The organism is Glutamicibacter sp. B1, assembly GCF_039602135.1.
In the GTDB taxonomy this organism is placed as follows: Bacteria; Actinomycetota; Actinomycetes; order Actinomycetales; family Micrococcaceae; genus Glutamicibacter; species Glutamicibacter ectropisis.
In genome coordinates this window covers 3558094-3580234 of record NZ_CP125942.1, presented here as the reverse complement: position 1 = coordinate 3580234, position 22141 = coordinate 3558094, and the positions used below count along the sequence as shown (strand labels likewise).

Below are 22141 nucleotides of genomic sequence, written 5' to 3'. Positions count from 1 at the left end.
AGGGTCATTTTGCCAGTCGGCTCAAGGATTTGGACAAGCTCTCCAGTTGCTTGGAGCCTTTTCGCAATACCCGGCGTGAGGCTCCACGCACCTTTGAAGGCAAACTGCTGCGCGAAGCAAGGTGCACCCAGCGTGGCGGTAGGTCCAGTTTGGTAATGCGCCGGCGCTTGAAGTGCGCGGAGAATTCAGCGTAGTGAGTGTTGAGGAACTCGATGGCCGGTTCACGCAACTGAGGCAACTGCGCCGCCTGCATACAGTAAGCCACGGTGAGCAAGAGTTGCGAGAGCTGATCCTCACCATCACTGTGCGCGGGTGCTGGCACATCTTGAACAAACAACGCGTGAATGATGGACAGCGGAATACGGTTGGAATTCTCGTAAGGTGCCAGTGCCTGCAACATCATTCCGGTGCCCACCGCGTGGACATCGGTATTTAGAATGTATTTGGCGGTGGCCAGACCGGTAGAGAAGCACGAGATCACGACTTCTGGGCGGGCCGAAGCGATCACGGTTTCTGCAAGGTGATCGGTAGCCAGCAATTGGAAACGTAGTCCCATCTCCTGCGCTACACCGGCCAGACGTGCCGCCGAGGTGGCACTGGCCGAAGGATGAGCCTTGAACAGCACCGTATCAATATTGCGGTTCAGGGCTTCCTGCAGCATTTGTACATGCAGCTCAAACTCTTCATCCGCATCCATCAGACCCAAGGATCCCAAGTACTGTCCGAGGATCAGCGCATTTGAACCCGGCTGCTCAAAATGAGCGTCTTGGGCAAGCTCATTGAAGATCTTGGCCAGCTGGTCGGCGTACATCACCTTACGGACCGGTTCGAATTCGGCCAGCAGGTGTGGTTCCAAGCCCGGGACTAGATCAACGTGGACGGTACCCATCAACCGCTGACTGATCGACAGTGGAAGCTTGTTACGGGTTGGACCATAGGACATCAGCCCATCGGAGTGCACCCACAGTTGGGCATCAAAAAAGATGCGTGCCAACGCACGAGCCGGGTTAACCTGAATAGATTCCAGGACCAGGGTGAGCGGACCGCTACCCAGATTCCATGCTTGACGCAGCAAGGACTCAAAAATGTGCAGTTCATCTTCGCGCGGGTTGAACTGCGCGGGACGACGTGGCGCGGTTAAAGCAGCAAAGTCCACCACACGGTCAAAACGGGCGGCCAACTGTTCAAAACCTGGGGCTTCGTTCAGTGGCGTGGTCAGCTCGGGAACCTGAGACCCATTGGCCAACACCAGGATGTGTTCATCTGCTTCGGGGAGCAGTCCTGCATCGGCCATCGCGGCCAGAGAAGCTAGCTGAAAGTAGCTGCTGGCTTCAATCAGTGCGATCACTTGGCGACCCCGATCTGCCCTGGCTGGAGGTAGGAAAGGATGTGGCGTCGACGGGCAACATCCATCTCCAAAACTACCTGATGTGCCACGGCAACATCGATATCACTGAAAATCTCACGCAACTGTTTCTTGATGGTCAGGCGCACTTGTGGCGGGTAGTTCTTTGAACGCTTTTCATGGTGGCACACGATGGCAAAGAATTGGCGTAGGGCCTTGGGCAGGTGGCGCGCGGAGTTCGGGTGTTCACGCACGGTGGCCAAAACCTGGGTGTAGGCCTCGAGGAATCCGAGCTGGCGTTCGTCAAAGACCTGGCTGAGCGAATTGGGCAGGCCGCGACGGTAAAAAATACTTGGGGATGAAATGACCGCGTACCGCGAAGTATCTAAGTGCAGCTTCCAGATCCATGGGCGGTCTTCAGCCGAGAGCAGTTGCTCATCAAAGTAGAAGCAGTCAATGGATTTCATTAGCTCGGTGCGGTACATGCCGGCCCACGAGTAGGGGTAATCCACCATGGACGGTGAATCAATAGGTTCAATGTCATCGGCGGGGTTCAGCACAATGCCACGCAAAGCCTGTGGAGCACGGTAGATCACCCGATTGGTGCCGGTGACCCGCACATGGTCGCAACGCACAAAGTCCACGTGCAGTTTGCTCAAGGTATCGGCTAGGGTGGCCAGGTGTTGTGGCCCGTACCAGTCGTCAGGGTCCAAGAAGGTGTAGAACTCGCCGGTGACCTGCTTTAGAGCAATGTTCCTAGCGGCTGAGACACCCACATTCTGCTCGAGCTTGATCAGTTTCAGCCCAGGGACCCGATCGAGGTAGGACTCGATCAATGAGGCGGTGGCATCGGTGGATGCATCATCCACCACGAGCACTTCCATCTCCCAGTTGCCCAGCTTTTGCCTCTCGAGGGAAGCCAGCGCATCACAGATGTACGCTTCCTGGTTGTAGGCCGGGATGACCACGGATATGCGGCCAGGGATCAGGCTCGTCATGGCGGGACTGGCTTCCTTTACTTGGTGCGATACTGCTTCGAGATGACTCATGGAACTCGGCGGCCGGACCTAGAACAGGTTCGGCCGCCGAGATAACACGCTGTGTGGTGACTAGGCGTCGACGCGACGCAGGCGGCTCAGTGGAGCCAATTCGCCTGGGAAGACCTTCTTGACGCCGTCACCCATGGCCTGCTCGAGGATGCGGATGTCGCGGATCAGCGACTCGAAGCCCTTTGGCTCCAGCGAGGAAGCCTGATCCGAACCCCACATGGTGCGGTCTAGGGTGATGTGACGCTCTACGGTCACAGCGCCCAGTGCCACAGCAGCCAGCGAGATCTGCAGGCCACGCTCGTGGCCCGAGTAACCTACTGGAACCTGGTAGCGGTCGCGCAGGGTTTCGATCATGCGCAGGTTAGCTTCTTCTGGAGGCAATGGGTAGGTGGAAGTTGCGTGCATCATGACCAGCTTGCTGGTGCCCAGGGTCTCAACAGCCTTGTCGATCTGCTCGATGGTGGACATGCCGGTGGACAGGATGATTGGCTTGCCGGTTTCTGCCAGTGCCTTGAGCAGCTCAATGTCAGTCACCGATGCGGAAGCAACCTTGTGGGTTACTGCACCCTGCTCTTCCATGAATTCCACCGAAGGAACATCCCATGGGGAAGCGAAGGCGTGCAGGCCCTTGGATGCTGCGTAGGAGATGAGCTCCTTGTACTGAGCCTGATCGAACTCAACGCGGTAGCGGTAGTCCAGGTAGGTCATGTCGCCCCATGGGGTGGAGCGGATCTTGTCGCGCATGTCGGTTGGGGTGGAGATTTCTGGGGTGCGCTTCTGGAACTTCACCGCGTTAGCGCCGGCCTCAGCCGAAACGTCGATCAGCTGCTTGGCGATTTCGATATCACCATTGTGGTTGATGCCGATTTCGCCGATGACGTAGACCTGCTGGCCAGCGCCAAGCAGGGATTCGCCGATAGCAACTGGCTTGATTTCGGTGTTCACGGAGGTCATTGATTTGCCTTTCATTGGGTGAAACTTGTGAAAAATGTGGGTTAGCGTGCTGCGAGGACCAGTTCGGCCAGTTCTCGCACCGCCCCGTATCCGCCCTTGCGGGACAGGCGGTGGCGTGCAGCACGGTGTACTTGTTCGTTAGCGTCGGCCACGGAAATGGGCCAGCCAACAAGGCCCATGGCGCCGAGGTCATTCACGTCGTTGCCGACGTAGGCCACACGCGCCGGGTTGATCGACTCATCGGCCAACCACTGGGCCAAATATTCGGCCTTATTATCGATGCCGTGGGCTACTTCAACCTTGAGTTTTGCGGCCCGAGCGGCAACCACCGGGTTAGCTTCCTTGGAGAGGATCAGGAACTTCACTCCGGCGGCCCGAAGTCGAGCCACTCCCATGCCATCTGAACGGGACACACGCACGGTTTCGGTGCCGTGTTCGTCCACATAGGCGGTGTCTGGGGTGTGCACGCCATCAAAGTCGGTGATGATCGCATCCACGTTGATCGCTGCCGGTTCATCGTTGATGGTTAGCTCCGCCAACATCAGATCCGCTTCGGTATCAATGTCGATGCCGTGCTCACCGGGCACTTCGTGGACCTGAACGCGTCCGAAGAAACGGTGACCAGCTTCAAGGAAGCCTTCGGTGTTCATTGCATAGAACGCCCCGGTTTCACGGAAACGCGGTTCACGGTCCTGCCGGCGCGGACGGTGCGACTTCTCGTGTCCCACCGCGATGGCCTCGCCGTTCTCGTCGATTGCCCAGTGGAAGCCGTGGTCGGCAACCGCTGCGAAGCTGACTTCTGCTACCCCGGAGGTGACCGTGGTGATGGCTGCATCCAGGTCGGCCGGGTCAATGATCGGGCTGGTGCACTGGATGAACAGTGTCACCGCCGGCTTTGACTCGGTGTTGGTCAGGACATGCTGCAGAACCGACTCGCTGCTGGCCGTATCCCCGGCGATATCTGCCGGTCGGTCCACCACACGAGCGCCGTAGCGTAGTGCTTCGGCTTTGATCTGTTCATGATCGGTGCTGACCACGACGTCGCTGACTGTACTCGCGGCCTTTGCTGCTTCAATAGCGCGTCCCAGCAGCGACTTGCCGCCGATCTCACGCAGGTTCTTGAGCCGTATGCCTTTAGATCCACCCCGGGCGGGGATGATCGCCATGACATCTGGCTGATTGGTTTTGCTCACGAATATGACGCTATGGGCCTTAGTTAACTAGCCGGGAGTATTTAGGTAAACGAGGGGTGAAGTCGCGGTGTAATCACCTGCTTGTTTGCTGAAAGTGAGGTCAGCTAGCGGTTTAGCGGGTTCTTTCGGTTTGCTGGTGCATTAAATAGGGAGCTTAGAAGCGTTTGTTAACGCGAAACGATGTAGTGCACGCCGGTGCCCGTGCAGAAAACATTTAGGCTGTTGTGTATGCAGGAGCCAAACCAGTCACCGCCCAAGCGTGGTCCTTTGCGTATTACTGTTCCCTCACGCGCCGATAGCTTCCTTCGGGGATTCACCGCAGTTATCGGAGGCCCGCTGGGTCGACGCAGCGATCCCGGACGAGTTGACCCAGGATTTTTCAGCGTGGAACGAGTCATCATCCTGATGACCACCCTGGGCGCACTGCTCATGCTGCTGGCCAAGAACCCGTGCCGGGTCCTGGGCTGGGGTGGGACCAACCCTTACACCTACGCCTGCTACAGCGACTGGGTACCGCTTTTTAGCGCCCGCGGTTTTGCCGATAACCCGTGGGCGCCCTTTAGCGCCACCGCCGAATTTGAATACCCGGTACTGATGAGCTCCGTCGCCTCCGCGGTGGCCACGCTGGTGCCACAGTCGGCAACGAGCCGTTCACTGATCTACTTTGATATGAACCTGGTGCTGGTGGCGATCCTGTGGATGATCACCGTGCTGTGCACCTTGCGCATGACCGGACGTCGCCCCTGGGATGCCGCCATGGTGGCCATTGCCCCGGGCATCATTCTGGCCGGCAGTATTAACTGGGATATGTGGGCGGTCGCCCTGCTGGCCGCCGGAATGCTGGCCTTTGCCCGTAAACATACGGTGCTGGCCGGAGTGCTCATCGGTTTAGGCACAGCGATGAAGATCTACCCCTTCTTTATTCTCGGCGCGATCCTGGTACTGGCAATCCGCACCGGAAGACTAAAAACCTTCTGGGTCACCGGCGGCACTGCGGCCGGCACCTGGGTTCTGGTCAATCTGCCTTACGCCCTGGCTTTCCCCAAATCCTTCATGCACTTCTTTAACTTCTCTTCGGAACGTGGTGCGGGACTATCTAGTTTTTGGCACGCTTGGAATGCGGTGGCCGCCAAGAACCCGGGCATGATCAGTTTTGATGCCCAACAGATTTCGCGCTACGGCCTCATCCTGTTCTTCTTGTGCTGTGTGGGTGTGGTGCTGCTGGGCCTGCTTGCAAAATGTACCCCACGCCTAGGTTCGATGGCCTTTTTGATCATCGCTTCCTTCGTGATGGTCAACAAGGTCTACTCGCCGCAGTTTATTGTCTGGCTGATCCCGCTCTTTGTGCTGGCACTACCGCGCTGGCGAGAATTCGTGATCTGGATGCTGGTGGAGGTCGCCCACTTCTATGGCCTCTGGAACTACCTCGCCTCGACTTCTGCAGAAGACCCGCATAAGGCCTTCCCAATGGTCGGCTACGTGGTCTTGGTACTCGCCCATATGATCATGCTCGGTTACCTGATGTACCTGGTGGCCCGCTCGATCCTCGACCCGCGCCGAGACCCAATCCGTGCGGTAGGCCAAGAAGATCCGCTAGCCGGTGAATTTGCCGGTCTAGAAGATAAGTTCACCCTGCGCCCATGGTTACCCAAGGCGAAAAAGCACTATGAGACGGCGGGAAACAAATCATGATCGACGTTGCTGTCATCGGTGCAGGACCCAATGGTCTGGCAGCTGCCGCTGTGGCCGCCAGGGCCGGGCTTAACGTACAAGTCTATGAAGCCAATGACAGCATTGGGGGAGCGGCCAGAACCCAATCCTTAAATGGTTCCGAAGCGATCTTTGACCTAGGCAGTGCCGTGCATCCAATGGCCCTGCAGTCACCGGCCATGCGTGAGTTGGGAGTTCACCAGAAGGTTGATTTCATTACCCCTGAGATATCTTTCGCCCATGTGCTCGATGAGCGTACCGCCTACGCTTACAAGGATTTAGAGCGCACCGTAGAGGAATTGGGTGGCGAGGATGGACAGATCTATCGCCGACTAGTTCAACCGTTGGTTCACCAGATCGATCAGATCAGCGACACCCTGCTCAATACCCTGCTGAAAGTACCTAGCCACCCATTGGCTCTGGCTACCTTTGCGGCCTCCACGGTGGGCGGCATGGGGCTCAAAGATGTGTTCAGCAAAAAATACGAACGCGCCGCCGCCCTGTATTCGGGATGTGCCGCCCATGTGGCCGGTGGATCACGCGGACCAGCCAATGCAGGCGCCGGACTCTTCCTTGCCGCCACCGCCCATGCCAAAGGCTGGCCCATTCCCCTCGGCGGTTCACAAGCCATCAGTAATGCCCTGGCCGCTGAAGCCACTGCCCACGGCGCGCAGATCCACACCGGAGTGCGGGTGAACCATATTGATGAATTGGCTGCGCAGAACATCCTCTTTGATACTTCCGCCGAAGAAGCCGCAAAACTCAGCACCGGCCACCTGCCACACCAGCTAACTTCCGCCATGTCCACTACGCGGCGCTCGCCGGGTAGCTGTGTGGTTCACTTTGTGCTCTCCGAACCGGTGCCGTGGCGGGATCAAGCCCTGTCAACCGCCGGCACCGTACACCTAGGCGGCACCGCCAAACAGGTTGGTGCAGCTGAGCGCACTGCCAACCGCCGCGGGGCAGCGAACCCCTTTATGATCGTCGCCCAGCCATCATTGTTTGATGACTCTCGAGCACCGGCCGGGCAACACGTCATTTGGGCCTACTGCCATGTTCCCTTGGATTCCTCCCAGGACATGCGCCAAGAGATCCAAACAATGATTAACAAGGCCGCCCCGGGCTTTAGCGAGATCATCCTTGAAGCCCATGTGGTCACCGCACAAGACTTGGAGCGGCAGAACGCCGCCCTGATCGGGGGAGACCTTTCTGGTGGCACCATGGATTTGCTGGGCACCATCAAACGCCCACGAATTTCTCTAGATCCCTGGTATTTGCTGTCTAAGGGGCTCTACCTCATCTCCTCGGCGGCCCCTCCGGGACCATCGGTGCATGGCATGGGAGGCTTCCTTGGAGCCCAGTCCATGCTCAAACGTGAATACAACATCAAAAACTGGAAATCGGTGAAATAACTAGCAATGCAAGAACTCCTAGTTCAAGTCATCGGATGGCTCCTGCTTGTTGTACTTTGGGTGCTTTTCATCTGGCAGTATCGCAAAGACCCCCGTCGACTCGGACTAGCTGCACTACTTCTCCCGCTAGTATTAGTCAGCATTTCCGCGGTGGTGGATCTGTTGAGCGCCCTAGTGCCCGGTTTCGGTTTCTTGATAACTCTTATCGTGGTGATGACCCCACTGATTGTGGTGGTCTTTGGCGGGGCACTGATCTATAACGGTGTTTTGATGTGGCGTCGTGAAGGCGTGCGGCTTTCTAATTTGATGTCTTTGGCCGCCGGGGTACTGGTGTTTGTTCTGCCGGTACTTGCGGTGTTACTCGTGGGCATCGGTACCTGGTGGAGTTACTGCCTGGCATTTATCTTGTTCATGGCTTCGGTATTTACCGCGTGCCTCTTTGTGATGATGTTGCTCTACGCCTGGGTCCATGCGATTTTCCCGGTGAAAAGTCGGGCCGTGGCAGCAGTCATCCTTGGGGCACGCACCATCAACGGCAAGGTCACCCCTTTGCTGCGGGGCCGATTGGATAAAGCACTCGAACTCAACGCTTCGCAGGCTCAATCGAACTTGTTGATAGTCCCTACCGGGGGACAGGGGCCCGATGAACTGGAGCCCGAGGCGGTGAGTATGGCCCGATACCTGCGCGAGAAAGGGATCACCGAATCTCAGATCCTGATTGAAGACCGGGCCAAGGACACCATCCAGAACCTCAAGTTCTCTGACGCGTTGGTGCGCGAGCGGCAGCCCGCTGGAAAATTGTGGCTGGTCACCAGCGATTATCATGCTCTGCGGGCGGGGCTAGCCTCACGCCAGTTGGGCCTGGATGCCCTGGCCTTCGGCGGGAAGACGGCGGCCTATTACCGGCCCAGTGCCTTCCTTCGTGAATGTGTAGCGATGGCCCGTGATCACCTTAAACTCATGATCCTTTTGGCGTTACCCTTCGGTCTGGGACTAGCGGGATTAATTCTGGTAGCGATCAACTCTGGGTTCTAACGGTCTCGCAGTACCTTAGTGGGCATGCACCATCAGGCGCATGCCCACTGTGCTCACACCCGGTACCCTCACCCTTTTGAGTGAGTCGAAGATCAGCATTCGGGGCGGTTCATTTGCACCCCATTTTTCCTAAGCTGGAAACATGATCCAGGCTCAGCAGTTGACGAAGAGATACGGTAATAAAACCGTGGTCGACCACGCGTCGTTCACGGTGCAACCCGGAGCGGTGACCGGCTTCCTCGGCCCCAACGGTGCCGGCAAGTCCACCACCATGCGAATGATCGTTGGGTTGGCAGCTCCCACCAGCGGACAGGTGCTGGTAAACAATCGCGAGTTTAAGAAGTCTCAGCACCCCCTGACCGAGGTGGGTACCTTGCTGGAGGCGAAGTCCGTGCATAAGTCACTGACTCCCTTGGCGCATTTACGTTCCATGGCAGCCACCGCGGGCTTGCCCAATTCAAGAGTCCAAGAAGTTTTGGAACTGACCGGCTTGAGCGGGGTACAGCGTAAAAAGGTCGGTGGATTCTCCCTCGGGATGGGCCAGCGTCTAGGTATCGCTACTGCACTGCTGGGTGATCCGCAGGTCCTGATTCTTGATGAACCTGTTAACGGTTTGGATCCTGAAGGCGTGGCATGGGTACGTAACCTGGCCCGAGCGCAAGCAGCGGAAGGTAAAACCGTCTTCATCTCCTCCCACCTGATGAGCGAGATGGCACAAACAGCAGACCACCTCATCGTCATTGGTCGAGGACGCATCATGGCTGATGCCCCGATTAGTGAATTTATTGATAACGGACTTGCTCAGACAATCGTTCGGGCAGCAGATATTGACGTACTCATGAATGCCTTGAGCGCTCAAGGAGTCCAGCTTCGCCGTATTGACGCGCAGACCTTGGAAGTCACCGGCCCGGAGTCAGAAATTATTGGCCGTCGCGCTTTGGAAACAGGGGTGGCCCTCAGTGAGCTCCGTCCGATACAGCGAACTTTGGAAGATGCCTACATGGAATTGACTCGAGATGCCGTGGAATACAACTCAAATATTGTTGCCAAGCACAGCGATGGGAAGTAGAAGAGCATGACTACTCAAATTCAAACGCCAAGGCGTGGCAAAGTCACTTTTGGTGGAGTTCTGCGCAGCGAAGCGATTCGTATGTTCTCCCTAAAATCCACGGGAATTCTGCTGAGCATTGCTGTCGTACTATACGTGGTGATTGCCATGGGAGGTACCTGGGGTATCGGTTCCTTATTGCAGAGCATGGGCGATGTCAGCCAGATGGAGGGCATGGGTGCCATGACCCAGCCTGGCTTTGCCAGCGAGACCATTGGTTCAGGACTGGTCTTCAGCCAGTTGATTCTGGGCGTATTAGGAGTTCTGTTATTCAGTGGTGAATTCACCACGGGTTCAGCGGTCAGCACGTTCTTGGCCAGCCCCCAAAGACTGCGAGTCATGTCAGCCAAGATTGTTCTCATCGTATTGCTGACCGGCGTGACGCAACTGGTCTCTAGCCTCCTTGCTTTTGTTGCGGCTAAGCCAATCGCCGAAAATTACAACCTAACCCTGGACTTCGGAGGCGAATCCTTCCAGTTCGTGCTTTGGTATGGCGCCTTGGCTGTCATCATGACTGCGTTGATGGGTCTTGCGTTGGGGATGATTCTGCGTAACTCTGCCGGCGGCATCACGGTTCTGACGGGCGTGTTTTTTGTCCTGCCGATTATCACGTCGCTCCTTGGAATGCTTGCGGATTGGTTAAGTAACGTTTCAGCCTTCCTCCCGTATCAGCTGGGACTGTCTTTGGCCACGCCGTTGAGCGTTCCGACAGAGTTGGAGCTGTGGCAACAGTTGGCCGGCGTCGCCGGATGGATTGTTATTCCTTTGGCCTTGGGTGCAGTTCTACTAGCCAAACGGGATATCAAGTAACAAGCTGACAGGTTAGAGAAAACTACACTGGAATCATGACCCAACAGACGCTTCAGGAAACTGTTGCTTCCTTTGACGAACTGACCGCCAAGCGGATGGGTCGGTTGCGCCGTTATCTGCGCACCCACCCACGCTTGGTGGTCATCGGCGCAGTAGTGGTGTATCTGTTACTGACCCTGCCGGGCGTGTTGATCACTGCATCCATGCCGGGAGCCAACTCCACCGGACTGCTGGTAAGCACCTTGGCTGTGAGCGCAGCCCTGCTGTATCGCCGAAAAGCACCGATGACGGTCATTATTCTGGTGTTTATCTTTGAATGCGTCGCGTTGATTATTGCTGGTCCACAAGGTGGCCTAGGCGGCGTTGGAATGATCATCGCGCTGTACACGGTGGCGACCAGCTATTCGGCGAAGCGTACTATTCCTTTGGCGGTCTTGGCCGGTAGTTTCCAAGTTGTCCTGATGGTGCTCATGGGGTACCCGGATATGGCGGATCTGGAACTAGATCCGAGCGAAGGGATTGACGAAGCGACGTTCAGCCGAATCGTCATCGGTATCTCCGGAAGCTTTGTTATTGGTTTTTATATTGCCGCGGCAGCGGTAGGTATGAATGTGCGCAATGCACGAATCCACGAAGCTGAACTCAATCACTGGGCCCGTCAGGTATCAAGCCTCGCACAGGTCCAAGAACGCAACCGTATTGCCCGAGAAATGCATGACGTGGTGGCCCACTCTTTATCAGTGATGATTGCCTTGTCTGAAGGGGCCCGAGTGGTGGCCAAACGGGATCAGGCGCGAGCCGACGAAGTACTGAATGAACTCTCTGGCACCGGTAGGGCTGCCCTCGCCGATATGCGACGCATGCTAGGAGTGCTGCGCCAAAACGAAACCGGTGAATTGGAGCCGCAACCTACCGGTGGGAATGTTGAACAGCTCTTGGAGGGTTTCCGTACCGCCGGGTTACCCATTACCTTCACCCAATCCGGGGGAGAGCTGCCAGAAGACACAACATTCCAACTGACGGTCTTCCGGATGATTCAAGAATCTTTAACCAATTCACTTCGTTATGCCCGCAACGTAAGCGACGTACAGGTACGTTTGGAACGACGGCGTGATGAACTCCGGCTGGAGGTCATGGATAACGGGGACGCAACCAGGGTCCCCAGCGTCGGTAGTGGACGCGGACTGCGGGGGATGCGCGAACGCGCCGCACTCTTTGATGGAACAGTTGAAGCCGGCCCGGTAGCCAGTGGTGGCTGGATCGTTAAAGCCGTATTGAAGATCCCCGAAACTGACGCGAAAAACGAAAAGCAGAAGACAGCGAAGGAATAGACATGGACGAGCAAATTAGAGTTTTGTTGGTTGATGACCAGCCGCTGTTGCGCATGGGATTTCGACTCATCCTTGAAGGAGAGGAAGACATCCTTGTCGCCGGAGAAGCCGCCGATGGTCTGGACGCGTTGACCCAGACAGCGACACTGAAACCGCACGTGGTGCTGATGGATGTTCGCATGCCCAAAATGGATGGCATTGAAGCCACCGAACGCATCGCAAAGCAGTACCCCGATACAAAGATCATCATTCTGACGACCTTTGACTTGGACGAGTACGCGTTTTCTGGGCTACAAGCGGGCGCCAGCGCATTCCTGCTCAAAGATGTTGCGCCTGAAGAACTGGTTCATGCGGTGCGTCTCGTGGCTTCGGGGGATGCTGTCGTGGCACCTCGAGTTACCGCGCGGTTACTGGAAACCTATGTCCGTAACGGTGGCAAAGCCCATGCTGGGCCAGCCACTGAAGCCCCGCGTGACCCATTACTTGATGATCTCACTCCACGCGAGCAAGAAGTGTTGCGAGCGCTCGCCGAAGGGTTATCCAATGCAGAGATTGCTCACCGTTTTTTCCTGTCTGAAGCGACGGTAAAAACTCACGTGCGTAGGATCCTCACCAAGCTACATCTGCGTGATCGAGTCCAGGCTGTGGTTTATGCCTACGAAACTGGACTGGTGATTCCTTCTCAGGGACTCGACTACTGATCTCAATACATAAAACTGCTGGTCACTGAAGATATTCAGTGACCAGCAGTCTTATGTGAACTTAACGTTTGTTAGTCTTACGCTTCTTCTTTGCAGTAGACCTTAGCTGGATGACGCGTGCTACTCCAGCGATGGCCACAACTAATGCTCCACCGATAGCAGCGATCAGCAGAGCCAAACCGAGGTTTGCTTGTCCCTCGTAGGCGAAGTATCGAAGCGTCACTACGTCCTGATTCTGTGCGATAAAGACGATCAACAGAATCAGTACGATGATGCCAAAAATGGTGGCCGTCCAAATGCGACCGAGTTTGGTCACTGGAAGCTTTTCCTGAGACTTAGGAGATTCGCGAGATGTCTTGGGTTCCTGATGTCCGCGCGGTTGGACAGCATGTTCACCGGAATTGGCTTGCAGACCATTTTCAGGTTCCACGGGCAGGTCGTGTGGCTGTGGTGTTGGATCAGATGTAGCCATAATGATCTCGCTTTCGTAGTCTCCGGTCTGTCTTCAGCTTTACTGACGCTCGGCTCCAAGTCAAGCATGAGATGCAGGTATTTGATGGGTGCATTGTTCACCGCTGGAGGGCTGAACCATCGGGAATCGAGCACGGGGATACTAAGCTGGAGTGCAACCCGGTAATTCAGGCGGGAACCTTATCCTGGATTTCAGTGAGACGATGACAGAAAGAAGTGAGTAACCAGCTATGGCACAAGCCGCAGCAATGGCCCACATTGCAGACCTGGCCGAATACGTCGCAACTTCCCCTTCCAGCTACCACGCCGCTGCCACAGCCGCTAAGCGTCTGGATGCTGTCGGGTTCACCGGCTTGAACGAAGCTGACGCCTGGAACCTTGGTCCAGGTTCCTATTATGTGGTGCGCGATGGCGCGATCATCGCATGGGTTCAACCCGAAACCGCCACCGCAACCTCCGGTTTCCACATCCTCGGCGCTCATACAGATTCTCCAGGATTCAAACTCAAGCCAAAACCGACCACCGGATCCAATGGTTGGTGGCAGGCCGGCGTTGAGGTCTACGGTGGCCCGTTGCTTAACTCGTGGCTAGACCGTGAATTGGTGCTCGCTGGCCGATTGGTACTTAAAGACGGCACCGAGCATTTGGCTCAGACCGAACCGATCCTGCGCATTCCTCAGCTGGCCATTCACCTTGACCGTCAGGTCAATGAGGGTCTCACCTTAGACAAGCAGACCCACACTAACCCCATCTTCGGTGCCGGTGACTTAGCTGATGCCGATATCTTGGCTGTACTTGCAGAATCCGCCGGGGTAGATCCAGCGATGGTGGCCGGCTATGACATTCTGACTGCGCCGGCACAACGTGGTGAGGTCTTTGGCCAAGGGAAGAATTTCTTCGCCAGCGGCCGACTGGATAACCTGACTTCGGTGCATGCCGGGATCATCGCGTTGACCGACCATTCACGCAAGCCTTCGGGACAGCACATTGCGATGTTGGCTGCCTTTGACCATGAAGAGTTGGGTTCTAGCTCCCGCTCGGGTGCTTGTGGCCCCTTCCTTGAAGAACTGATCAACCGTATTCAGGCTTCCCTGGGTGCAGGTGTGGAAGACCAAGCCAGGGCGCTGGCTAACTCGGTATGCCTTTCGGCTGACGCGGGCCACGCGGTTCACCCGAATTATCCAGAACGCCACGACCCGGCTAACCGCCCACAGGTGAATGCTGGTCCGTTGTTGAAGATCAACGCCAACCAGCGTTATGCCACCGATGCAGTGGGCGCTGCGGCCTTCGCCAACTGGTGCGAGAATGCGGGGGTTCCTTATCAGGAGTTTGTCTCTAACAACCGGGTCCCTTGTGGATCGACCATCGGTCCGCTGACTGCTACTCGACTGGGGATCCGAACCATTGACGTCGGCGTTGCCCTACTGTCCATGCACTCCGCACGTGAAATGTGCGGTGTTGATGATCCTTGGTATCTCTCCAAGGTGGCTCGCGAGTTCTTCGGAGCCTAGTAGAAACAGCAGCTTTACGGCGCGACGAAAGGGTGTGGCAGCAATTCTTTTTTGGTGCCACACCCTAAGTAGTTTCCGCGGTCGTTTTGAGATTCGCTAATCGGAACAAGCTTCGATCTTTATGCGGTCCTAAATCTCTCACCTATCGATCAAATGATCTTCTCTGACACAGGTCGAGTATCGTGATCAGCTCAGCCTTTGCGCATCACAGTGCCATGTGCAGGAGAATAGTGGGCAGCACCGAAGGAACCTACCCAAGTTCATCGCACTAAAGTAGATATACGCATCTCGTTAACAATTTTTTCCTAAGTTGCGTACTCAGAGCCATGCATCTAGATTTTTGATACGTTGGTTTATTTAATTGTGCGAATTCAAGGAAGGTAATTTGTTCTTCCGGCATTGTTGACGCACTTTTGCCGATCGTCAGGCCAGACATTTCACGGGTAGCTACTACTTTGTCTTCTATCTGCGACACCGACTACTGCACTTATTGGAAAGTGTCAGGTAATTACGATGTCCAAGTGCCCTTGGCGAAGTCCACGCACAGTGTCTGAAGCGGTAGGGGTGGTGCTCACAAGACCCGCGAAAATCGAGACTCACAGGGATGAGATCCTACGACGAACTTCTTTGCAAATGCGCACGACCACGAACAAGTCCGTAGGGGCTTGCCCTAATTCTTGACCTGACATGTAGCACTTGCTAGCGAACCCATGCGATTGCGGAGTTCTGCTAGGACCCGTAGTCGGCCCATAGCGGCATTAAATGAGAATGAAAAGTGGATAAAAAACTAAGAATCACGACAATTTGTGCCGTTTCGATGTTGTTCTTGAGCGGTTGCACGGGTGCGGATAGCCCTAAGACAAGTTCTAATGAGCCGAGTAACATGACCAGGGCCCAGATGGAGAAGGAATATGCGTCAGCGATTCAGTCTTTGGAAATGCCGGAGGGAGTTTCGTATCCCGATGCTCCAGAAACGCCGACTGTAGACGGTGTTAAGGAATCGGATGTCACCTGGCAGAAAGGTGCAGGCGAGGCTGACGCAATTATCGACTGGAACTGCCTGTGGGGCCACGAGTGGCTTAAATATCAAGGTCAAGATCAGAAGCTAGCGACGAACGCACTCAATATGTACAAGTCCATTCTGGACCAGCCTGCTTTTAACAAATACTTTGACGCCGAAAGCTTCCAACCAGTAATCCGCGAGAATATTGAGAAGGCTGAATTGGGAGATCCTTCGGGGATTAAATCTGATATGCAATCTTCATGCAGAGGTGACCTGTGGTGAGGACAATCCGAAGCACGGCCATAGTGCTTCTTGGTATTTCTCTACTCACCGCATGTTCGGCTTCAGTCAATGCTGAAGGCGATGTACCGGCGTCTGGCGACGGTCAAATTCCAAGAGCCCAAGTCTCGAAGCAGGACATTACCTCTGTCCTCGCTGTATCAGGGCACACGGAGACCAATTCGGAGATCTCTCTAGTCGCAGAGAAGTCTGGCCCTATTGAGTGGAAAGTCAAAGAAGGGCAGACAGTCAAAGACGGGGCGGTCTTGGCTGAAATCGACGGAGACAAAATAACGTCACCGAGCGATGGAAAAGTCCTGAGCATTGCTGTGCCAACAGGGACTACGGCGCACCCCAATTTTCCAATTGGAGCATTTGAAGCAAGAACACTAGGCATCAAGGTACAAGTTCCTGTTGAGGACGCTTATCGCTTGTATTCGACCCCGACCAAAGCCAAGGCAAACATCGAATCGGGTCCTGCTGCCCAAACCTGCGATTTGTTTTTGGCCTCGCAACTGGAGAATGCTGACTCTGAGGAACAAGGTCTACCGGAGTTCGTATGCTTATTAGAACCAGAAGTTAACACGATGCCGGGATTGCCAGCAAAGCTAGGCATTGAAACTGCTTCTAGCGCGAACACACTGACGCTGCCCGTTGAGAGTGTTTCCGGGTCGGCGCAGTCGGGTCAAGTAACGATTATTTCCGACGACAACCAACTGCAGAAACGGGACGTCAAGCTGGGCATTAGTGATGGAAGCATGATTGAGATCATCGAAGGAGTGAAAGAAGGGGACAGCGTAATGGCTGTAGCTCCTGAGATCTTCGATGAGTGACCAAGGATCGACAATCAGCTCTACGGGCGCTCCCTTGGAGCTACGTAAGATTGATATTCGCCTTACCGGCGAGTCTCAAAAACTTCTGGTCAGAGAAGCTTCGGGAGTAGTCTCCGAAGGAGAATCTGTAGGGATACTCGGGAAATCCGGAAGCGGAAAAACCAGCCTACTTTCAGTGCTCGGTTTGATGTCAAAACCTACCGGTGGCGAACTACTGCTGTCGGGTATACCTACTTCTGGGCTGAACGATGCGGAGTTGGCACGCCGCCGCAATGAGGACATTGGCTTTGTATTCCAAAATTACTCATTGATTGGTCACTTGAACGTATTCGAGAATGTTGCCTTGCCTTGTTCGTATGGAAAACCAATGAGCAAGAAGCAAACCACTGAAGCTGTGACAGAACAATTGCACGCGGTGGGCCTTGAAGGATTCGAAAAAAGACGGCCTAAAAGTCTATCTGGCGGTGAACAGCAGAGAGTCGCTATAGCTCGCGCCCTTGTCCGTTCACCACGGCTGGTGTTGGCAGATGAACCAACAGGGGCGCTGGATACTGCTACTGGATTGCAAATTCTAGAACATCTAGCTTCCGCGACCAGCCGCGCCGGCGCGTGTTTAGTTGTTGTCACGCATGACCAGGAAATTGCGAGGGCAATGGATCAAACGTGGGTCTTGCGTGACGCTGAGCTGCACCATGAAGTGAAGGGGCGACGATGAAGTTTCGCCATATGCTCGTTCATGGATTGAATGACTTGCGTGCAAATAAACTTCGGCATTTTCTAGTTGGAGTAAGCATGCTGCTCGGAGTCTTGGGTATTGCTGCCGTGTCTAGCGCCGACCAACTAGTAACCAAGTATCTAATTGCTGAACAAGAGCAGTTGCATGGACGCGCGCAAACTTTCGCAAGCGTATTGAACCCGGGAACCTTGGACGGAGAGGATCTAGCTGATTCGCTAGAACACTTGAATACGGTCGCAGAAAGCGTCGGAGGAAACGTACTGTACACAGTTTCCAGTCCAATTACTGTTCCGAGTGTTCGCGGTCAAAACATTGAGCGCGTTACTTATACGGGGGACTTCGCGGCATCTTATCGAGTTCCACTTTCTGCTGGTATATGGCCGCGTGAAAGTGGTGGTTTCGCCCATGAGGTCGTTCTGAATGAACAAGCGGCTGCCCTGCTTGGAATTGATGACGTCGCACAAACTTTCGCAATTGATACCCCGCATGGAACCAAGACGGCCATCGTCACTGGAATCGCCCAGGACGGACTCGTGGGGGAAGAAGCGCGAATATATCAACCCCAAGGTTCTGTTGATGACGCTGGCTTGCTGAGCAGTGAACCAACCACAATGCTCTTGACTGCGCCCGGCGATAAACAGATTGCCTTGCAACAATTCGCTGCCGACTTTCTGGCCCAGCATGGCAATCCGTCCGCGGGCTCCATGGAGTTCATGCGTCAAGATACTGTCGACAGCACAAAGAATTCGGTTGCAGTAACCAAAGCTGCGTTCTTGACTGCAGGTATTTTGACGCTAGTTGTCGCCGCAGTAGGAGTTCTCAACGTTGGGCTAGCGACTGTCGGCGAACGTTCTGAAGAACTGGTGATTCGCCGAGCGTTGGGTGCTACTAAAGTGCAGATCTTCGGTTTGGTCATGGGTTCGAGCTTGATCATCGGTGTCGTGGTTGCTGCGATTTCGGCAGTCATCGTTTCTGTTTCTGCCGTATTTGTTGTTCCGCGATTCATGGGTACTACAGGTCTAGTTGGAGGCATTGACTTGCCGTTTGGCGCGTTATGGTTTGGCCTAGTTGCTGCATTGATTACTTCGTTCCTGGGCGCCTTGTCTCCCGCGATCAAAGCTACAAAGCTTGATGTCGCTCAGGCTCTTCGTTCATAGAAACAACCAGGTGCAAAAGTATTTAATTCATCAGCCCAGGTTATTGGCGCTAGAAGTTCAGGTGGCACAATTATCAGTATGACGATCTTTGCCCAAGACACGCTGATTTTCCAGCAAACCAAAAACTTCTCAAAGAACGATTTTGCGATTCATGATGCTGCTGGTGTGCAGGTAGCTCATGTCGAGACTGGTGGAAGTACGCTGGGGCGGATGTTCACGGGTGCACGAGAACTCACAGTATTTGATGGACCGCAGAATCCGGTCATTATGGTCAAAGATACGATGACCATGGGTCGCGACCGATTCGAAATCTTCGATGGAAACGGCAGCCCACTGGCGAGCTTGGTCAAACGGATCACCTTCCTCAAAACCCGCGTCACCATTTCGATGCTCGGAGAAGAACTGGACTTGCTGGGTAGCGTTTGGGATTTTGACTTCCAAATCACTAATGCTCAGGGAGTACTCGGAACAGTTACCCGCAAGTGGTCTGGAATGGGTAACGCATTCCTAGGGATGTCGACCTATGCTCTGCAGCTGGGTGGAAACCTGAGCGTTCAGCATCGTCAAGCGATTATCGGGTCGGTCCTAGCCTTGGATCTGATCCGTGAAAAGCAAAAGCGCCACTGATCATCAGGGAAGCGTCCGCAGTCGATTTAACTGCACCCGTCACCCCACAAAGGTATGCCCTGCGGGGCATATTCAAAAGGTGCAAGTCAGTTAGCGTTTGATTTGCTCCCGAAAGGCTGTCGGGTGGCTGTCGGGTAGTTGTCGTGACCTTGTCGTCGTCCTGTCGTGGTGTATTGAGACCCCGAGGGATAGCTTTAATGCCATGAACATATCAAGGATTGCAGAACTGCGACGCTCCAAAGGCTGGACTCAAGAACGACTGGCCAAAGAGAGCGGTATTACTGTCAGAACCATTCAACGACTTGAAGCCGGTAACGATGCCAGCCTGGAGACCATCTCACTTGTTGCCAGAGCCCTGGACGTTCAAGTAGGTGATTTGTTCCAAAGCGTACAGGCACCAGATTTCTCTCAAGCCGTTGAGGGGCTTGAAACCAGGACCCTCGCTGATCAAGAACGACGCGATTCCATTACTCAAGGGATCATGATGGTCTTTAGAGCAATAGGCATTCTAGTCACTTTCGGTACGGTCATCCTTGCGACAATGGGTCAGTTTGGTTGGTTCATTTGGCTGCTCATCCCTATCTACTGGGGTGCCGGCAAGATCCTCTTAGACGCAATTATGCGGTTGGCCGTTGACCCAAAATTGGATGCTAAGTATCCGTTGTCGGTTCCCAACCGTAGTGACGACAACTAACCTTCCCATGAGCAGTTTCCTCCGCTGATACCGTTTGATTACCTGCTGTTCATCGGGAAGTGGTCATATCGAACAATATGAGTTCGAATTCCGTGCAGGTCAAAAATTTCAGACCAGAAATCCAAGCACTGCGAGCACTTGCAGTTCTGCTAGTGGTCGCATACCACCTCGAACCTAATGTGGTTCCAGGCGGTTACATCGGCGTAGATATCTTCTTCGTTATTTCTGGTTTCCTGATTACCTCCCACCTACTTAGGGAGGCTGCCAGCACCGGAAGAATCAAACTCTCAGCATTTTATGGCGGAAGAGCACGGCGCATTCTGCCCGCAGCGATGCTTGTGATTCTTGTGGTCGTGGCGGTTGGGTTCCTCGTGTTCCCTAAAACTCAGTGGGGCACACTGGGCGTCCAGGCTTTAGCCTCGGCGTTCTCGGTGCAAAACTGGGTGTTGGCTGCGGACTCCGTTGACTACCTCGCCGCCGAACAGGCAGCCGGACCACTACAACACTTCTGGTCCCTCGGCGTTGAGGAACAGTTTTATCTGTTCTGGCCACTACTGATATTGATCGTTTGTTGGTTGGTGAAGCCCAAAATATCGGGGTCACACTCGGACCATTTTGCTGCACGCCGTCGATGGATATGGATGGCCTTTGGCGCAGTGGCGCTGTTGTCGCTGGGATATTCCATTTTTGCCGGGTATTCGGGAGACGCCGCAGGATATTTTGTGACCACCACCCGCATCTGGGAATTAGCTATTGGTGGTTTGTTGGCCCTTGGCGTGCAGGCGCATGAAGCAGGAGCTTTGAACCTGCCACGGTGGGTTTCTGCTTGGTCCACGCGCAATCTGGCAGTCCTCATTGCGCTGATTGTTATCGGTATCGCGGCCTTTACCTATGACGCATCTACCGTTTTCCCCGGTATTGCAGCTGCCGTTCCAGTGTTTGGATGCGCGGTAATCATTGCCGCTGGCAGCACCCGAGGCCCGGGTTCCTTGCACCTGTTGGTGAACTGGTCTGCGGTCCAATGGGTCGGTCTTGCCTCCTACTCGTTATATCTGTGGCACTGGCCGCTGATCATTTTTTACACCGAGATCTCCGGTGGAAAACCTAGACCTTTGCAATCCATCGCCCTGTTCATTGCATCGCTGCTCCTAGCGTGGCTCAGCCTCAAGTTTGTGGAAACCCCGATTCGTCACCTGCGATTCTTGGCGGTCTCCCCGGCCCGTTCGCTGATTGCCGGCGCCGCAATGGTGGCGATCACCGCTTCGGTGGCTCTACTTCCTGGGCTGACCCAAGAGCGCATCGTGGAACAAGAACAGCGCGTAGCCACTGCACTGGCCGAACAACCCCCTGAAGGATTTGGTGCGGCCTCACTCTCGCACGGTGCGCCAGCATTTGTCACCAGTGAGCATCAGGTTGTTCCTGTTCCGGCAGAAGCGGCCAAAGACCTTCCTAATATCGGCAATTGTGTCCAGAAGCCACAATCCACGCAGATCAAGGAATGCGAGTTCGGGAACAAAGATGCGAAGTTCACCGTGGCCCTGGTGGGCGACTCACACGCCGCACATTGGTTTGAAGCACTAAGTGAGTACGCGAAGAGTAAAGACTGGAAAGTCGTCACGTACCTCAAAAACTCATGCCCATTCAACGAAGCTCAACGTAAAGCTGATCAAGACGGAAGCATTAACTGCCAAGAGACGTTCGACCAGACCATGGATGCTCTGACCAAACGCAAAGACATTGACGCTGTAGTCACCGCAAGTTGGGGTGGATCCACTTTCGTGTCGGATCCAGCAAAGGGCCTGGCCGCAGCCTGGGGCAAGCTTGAAGATGCTGGACGGCCGGTCTACGCCATCGTCGATACTCCTCGACCACCGCAAGATACCTACGCCAGGGACTGCGTAGAAGAGAATATCGATAACCCGCAGGCCTGTTCCTTCCCGGAAAAGGGAGCCTTTGAAAAGGGTGATGCCACCAAGGCCGCAGCCAAACTAGAACCGAGGGTGAAAGTCTTAGACTTCAGCGATCAGTTCTGTGTGAACGGTACCTGCCCGGCCGTTGTTGGCAATGTTTTGATCTACCGGGATAAGCACCACATCTCTGATACTTACATGAGCACACTCGTGCCAGTCTTTGGACAACGGCTACAGAAGGCCATCGATTCCCAGTAACCGTCACTCAATGA

20 protein-coding genes are annotated in these 22141 nt (G+C 54.8%); 15 read left to right on the top strand and 5 right to left on the bottom strand.

Features of this window, described 5'->3' with window-relative positions:
• Positions 1-4: 4 nt before the first annotated feature.
• The 4 genes from QMQ05_RS16830 to QMQ05_RS16815 all read right to left on the bottom strand — a co-directional run bounded on the left by QMQ05_RS16830 (position 5) and on the right by QMQ05_RS16815 (position 4541).
• Positions 5-1348 carry a polysialyltransferase family glycosyltransferase gene (locus QMQ05_RS16830; RefSeq protein ID WP_345471935.1) on the bottom strand — a complete coding sequence of 448 codons (1344 nt, stop codon included), beginning with the start codon at positions 1346-1348 and terminating at the stop codon, positions 5-7.
• Complete coding sequence (locus QMQ05_RS16825; protein WP_345471933.1) at positions 1345-2343, bottom strand: glycosyltransferase family 2 protein; 999 nt, start codon at positions 2341-2343, stop codon at positions 1345-1347. Before QMQ05_RS16825 ends, QMQ05_RS16830 begins: the two co-directional genes overlap by 4 nt.
• 111 nt (positions 2344-2454) lie before the next feature.
• The gene (locus QMQ05_RS16820; protein WP_058256571.1) at positions 2455-3348 is read right to left on the bottom strand and encodes an N-acetylneuraminate synthase family protein; all 894 of its coding nucleotides are present in this window, start codon (positions 3346-3348) and stop codon (positions 2455-2457) included.
• A 41-nt stretch (positions 3349-3389) separates the two neighbouring features.
• Positions 3390-4541: an acylneuraminate cytidylyltransferase gene (locus tag QMQ05_RS16815; protein WP_345471930.1), complete on the bottom strand. Its 1152-nt coding sequence runs from the start codon at positions 4539-4541 to the stop codon at positions 3390-3392.
• Positions 4542-4769: 228 nt separating this feature from the next.
• Between QMQ05_RS16815 and QMQ05_RS16810 the strand changes: the two genes are divergently transcribed.
• The 7 genes from QMQ05_RS16810 to QMQ05_RS16780 all read left to right on the top strand — a co-directional run bounded on the left by QMQ05_RS16810 (position 4770) and on the right by QMQ05_RS16780 (position 12648).
• Entirely contained in the window at positions 4770-6233 is a 1464-nt protein-coding gene (locus QMQ05_RS16810; protein ID WP_345471928.1) for a glycosyltransferase family 87 protein, read from the top strand.
• Positions 6230-7663, top strand: coding sequence for a phytoene desaturase family protein (locus QMQ05_RS16805; protein WP_345471926.1), 1434 nt, complete (start codon positions 6230-6232; stop codon positions 7661-7663). The genes QMQ05_RS16810 and QMQ05_RS16805 overlap by 4 nt, the downstream gene beginning before the upstream one ends.
• 6 nt (positions 7664-7669) lie before the next feature.
• On the top strand, positions 7670-8698 hold the full coding sequence (locus QMQ05_RS16800; RefSeq protein WP_345471924.1) for a YdcF family protein: 1029 nt from the start codon (positions 7670-7672) through the stop codon (positions 8696-8698).
• 142 nt (positions 8699-8840) lie between these two features.
• On the top strand, positions 8841-9767 hold the full coding sequence (locus tag QMQ05_RS16795; protein WP_345471922.1) for an ATP-binding cassette domain-containing protein: 927 nt from the start codon (positions 8841-8843) through the stop codon (positions 9765-9767).
• A 6-nt stretch (positions 9768-9773) separates the two neighbouring features.
• On the top strand, positions 9774-10616 hold the full coding sequence (locus QMQ05_RS16790; protein WP_345471920.1) for an ABC transporter permease: 843 nt from the start codon (positions 9774-9776) through the stop codon (positions 10614-10616).
• A 35-nt stretch (positions 10617-10651) separates the two neighbouring features.
• Positions 10652-11947 carry a sensor histidine kinase gene (locus QMQ05_RS16785; RefSeq protein WP_345471918.1) on the top strand — a complete coding sequence of 432 codons (1296 nt, stop codon included), beginning with the start codon at positions 10652-10654 and terminating at the stop codon, positions 11945-11947.
• A 2-nt stretch (positions 11948-11949) separates the two neighbouring features.
• Positions 11950-12648 (top strand): response regulator transcription factor, encoded by a 699-nt coding sequence (locus QMQ05_RS16780; protein ID WP_334121300.1) that lies wholly within the window; start codon positions 11950-11952, stop codon positions 12646-12648.
• A 61-nt stretch (positions 12649-12709) separates the two neighbouring features.
• Here QMQ05_RS16780 and QMQ05_RS16775 read toward each other — a convergent pair whose 3' ends face one another.
• Complete coding sequence (locus QMQ05_RS16775) at positions 12710-13120, bottom strand: LapA family protein (protein ID WP_345471915.1); 411 nt, start codon at positions 13118-13120, stop codon at positions 12710-12712.
• A 229-nt stretch (positions 13121-13349) separates the two neighbouring features.
• Between QMQ05_RS16775 and QMQ05_RS16770 the strand changes: the two genes are divergently transcribed.
• The 8 genes from QMQ05_RS16770 to QMQ05_RS16735 all read left to right on the top strand — a co-directional run bounded on the left by QMQ05_RS16770 (position 13350) and on the right by QMQ05_RS16735 (position 22127).
• The gene (locus QMQ05_RS16770) at positions 13350-14630 is read left to right on the top strand and encodes a M18 family aminopeptidase (protein ID WP_334121301.1); all 1281 of its coding nucleotides are present in this window, start codon (positions 13350-13352) and stop codon (positions 14628-14630) included.
• Positions 14631-15513: 883 nt separating this feature from the next.
• Positions 15514-15915, top strand: a complete 402-nt coding sequence (locus tag QMQ05_RS16765; protein ID WP_334121302.1) for a hypothetical protein — start codon at positions 15514-15516, stop codon at positions 15913-15915.
• Complete coding sequence (locus tag QMQ05_RS16760; protein ID WP_345471912.1) at positions 15909-16745, top strand: biotin/lipoyl-containing protein; 837 nt, start codon at positions 15909-15911, stop codon at positions 16743-16745. The genes QMQ05_RS16765 and QMQ05_RS16760 overlap by 7 nt, the downstream gene beginning before the upstream one ends.
• A gap of 34 nt (positions 16746-16779) precedes the next feature.
• Complete coding sequence (locus tag QMQ05_RS16755; RefSeq protein WP_345471910.1) at positions 16780-17460, top strand: ABC transporter ATP-binding protein; 681 nt, start codon at positions 16780-16782, stop codon at positions 17458-17460.
• A 77-nt stretch (positions 17461-17537) separates the two neighbouring features.
• Positions 17538-18638 carry an ABC transporter permease gene (locus tag QMQ05_RS16750; RefSeq protein ID WP_345471908.1) on the top strand — a complete coding sequence of 367 codons (1101 nt, stop codon included), beginning with the start codon at positions 17538-17540 and terminating at the stop codon, positions 18636-18638.
• A gap of 78 nt (positions 18639-18716) precedes the next feature.
• Positions 18717-19265 carry an LURP-one-related/scramblase family protein gene (locus QMQ05_RS16745; RefSeq protein WP_334121306.1) on the top strand — a complete coding sequence of 183 codons (549 nt, stop codon included), beginning with the start codon at positions 18717-18719 and terminating at the stop codon, positions 19263-19265.
• Positions 19266-19467: 202 nt separating this feature from the next.
• Entirely contained in the window at positions 19468-19959 is a 492-nt protein-coding gene (locus tag QMQ05_RS16740) for a helix-turn-helix domain-containing protein (RefSeq protein WP_058256555.1), read from the top strand.
• A gap of 77 nt (positions 19960-20036) precedes the next feature.
• Positions 20037-22127, top strand: coding sequence for an acyltransferase family protein (locus QMQ05_RS16735; RefSeq protein WP_345471904.1), 2091 nt, complete (start codon positions 20037-20039; stop codon positions 22125-22127).
• Positions 22128-22141: the final 14 nt, after the last annotated feature.

Coding starts and splice junctions, on each gene's coding strand:
- QMQ05_RS16825 (WP_345471933.1), bottom strand. CDS start 2,343: ATGACGAGCCTGATCCCTGGCCGCATATCCGTGGTCATCCCGGCCTAC.
- QMQ05_RS16820 (WP_058256571.1), bottom strand. CDS start 3,348: ATGACCTCCGTGAACACCGAAATCAAGCCAGTTGCTATCGGCGAATCC.
- QMQ05_RS16810 (WP_345471928.1), top strand. CDS start 4,770: ATGCAGGAGCCAAACCAGTCACCGCCCAAGCGTGGTCCTTTGCGTATT.
- QMQ05_RS16805 (WP_345471926.1), top strand. CDS start 6,230: ATGATCGACGTTGCTGTCATCGGTGCAGGACCCAATGGTCTGGCAGCT.
- QMQ05_RS16800 (WP_345471924.1), top strand. CDS start 7,670: ATGCAAGAACTCCTAGTTCAAGTCATCGGATGGCTCCTGCTTGTTGTA.
- QMQ05_RS16795 (WP_345471922.1), top strand. CDS start 8,841: ATGATCCAGGCTCAGCAGTTGACGAAGAGATACGGTAATAAAACCGTG.
- QMQ05_RS16790 (WP_345471920.1), top strand. CDS start 9,774: ATGACTACTCAAATTCAAACGCCAAGGCGTGGCAAAGTCACTTTTGGT.
- QMQ05_RS16785 (WP_345471918.1), top strand. CDS start 10,652: ATGACCCAACAGACGCTTCAGGAAACTGTTGCTTCCTTTGACGAACTG.
- QMQ05_RS16780 (WP_334121300.1), top strand. CDS start 11,950: ATGGACGAGCAAATTAGAGTTTTGTTGGTTGATGACCAGCCGCTGTTG.
- QMQ05_RS16775 (WP_345471915.1), bottom strand. CDS start 13,120: ATGGCTACATCTGATCCAACACCACAGCCACACGACCTGCCCGTGGAA.
- QMQ05_RS16770 (WP_334121301.1), top strand. CDS start 13,350: ATGGCACAAGCCGCAGCAATGGCCCACATTGCAGACCTGGCCGAATAC.
- QMQ05_RS16765 (WP_334121302.1), top strand. CDS start 15,514: ATGACCAGGGCCCAGATGGAGAAGGAATATGCGTCAGCGATTCAGTCT.
- QMQ05_RS16750 (WP_345471908.1), top strand. CDS start 17,538: ATGCTGCTCGGAGTCTTGGGTATTGCTGCCGTGTCTAGCGCCGACCAA.
- QMQ05_RS16745 (WP_334121306.1), top strand. CDS start 18,717: ATGACGATCTTTGCCCAAGACACGCTGATTTTCCAGCAAACCAAAAAC.
- QMQ05_RS16740 (WP_058256555.1), top strand. CDS start 19,468: ATGAACATATCAAGGATTGCAGAACTGCGACGCTCCAAAGGCTGGACT.
- QMQ05_RS16735 (WP_345471904.1), top strand. CDS start 20,037: ATGAGTTCGAATTCCGTGCAGGTCAAAAATTTCAGACCAGAAATCCAA.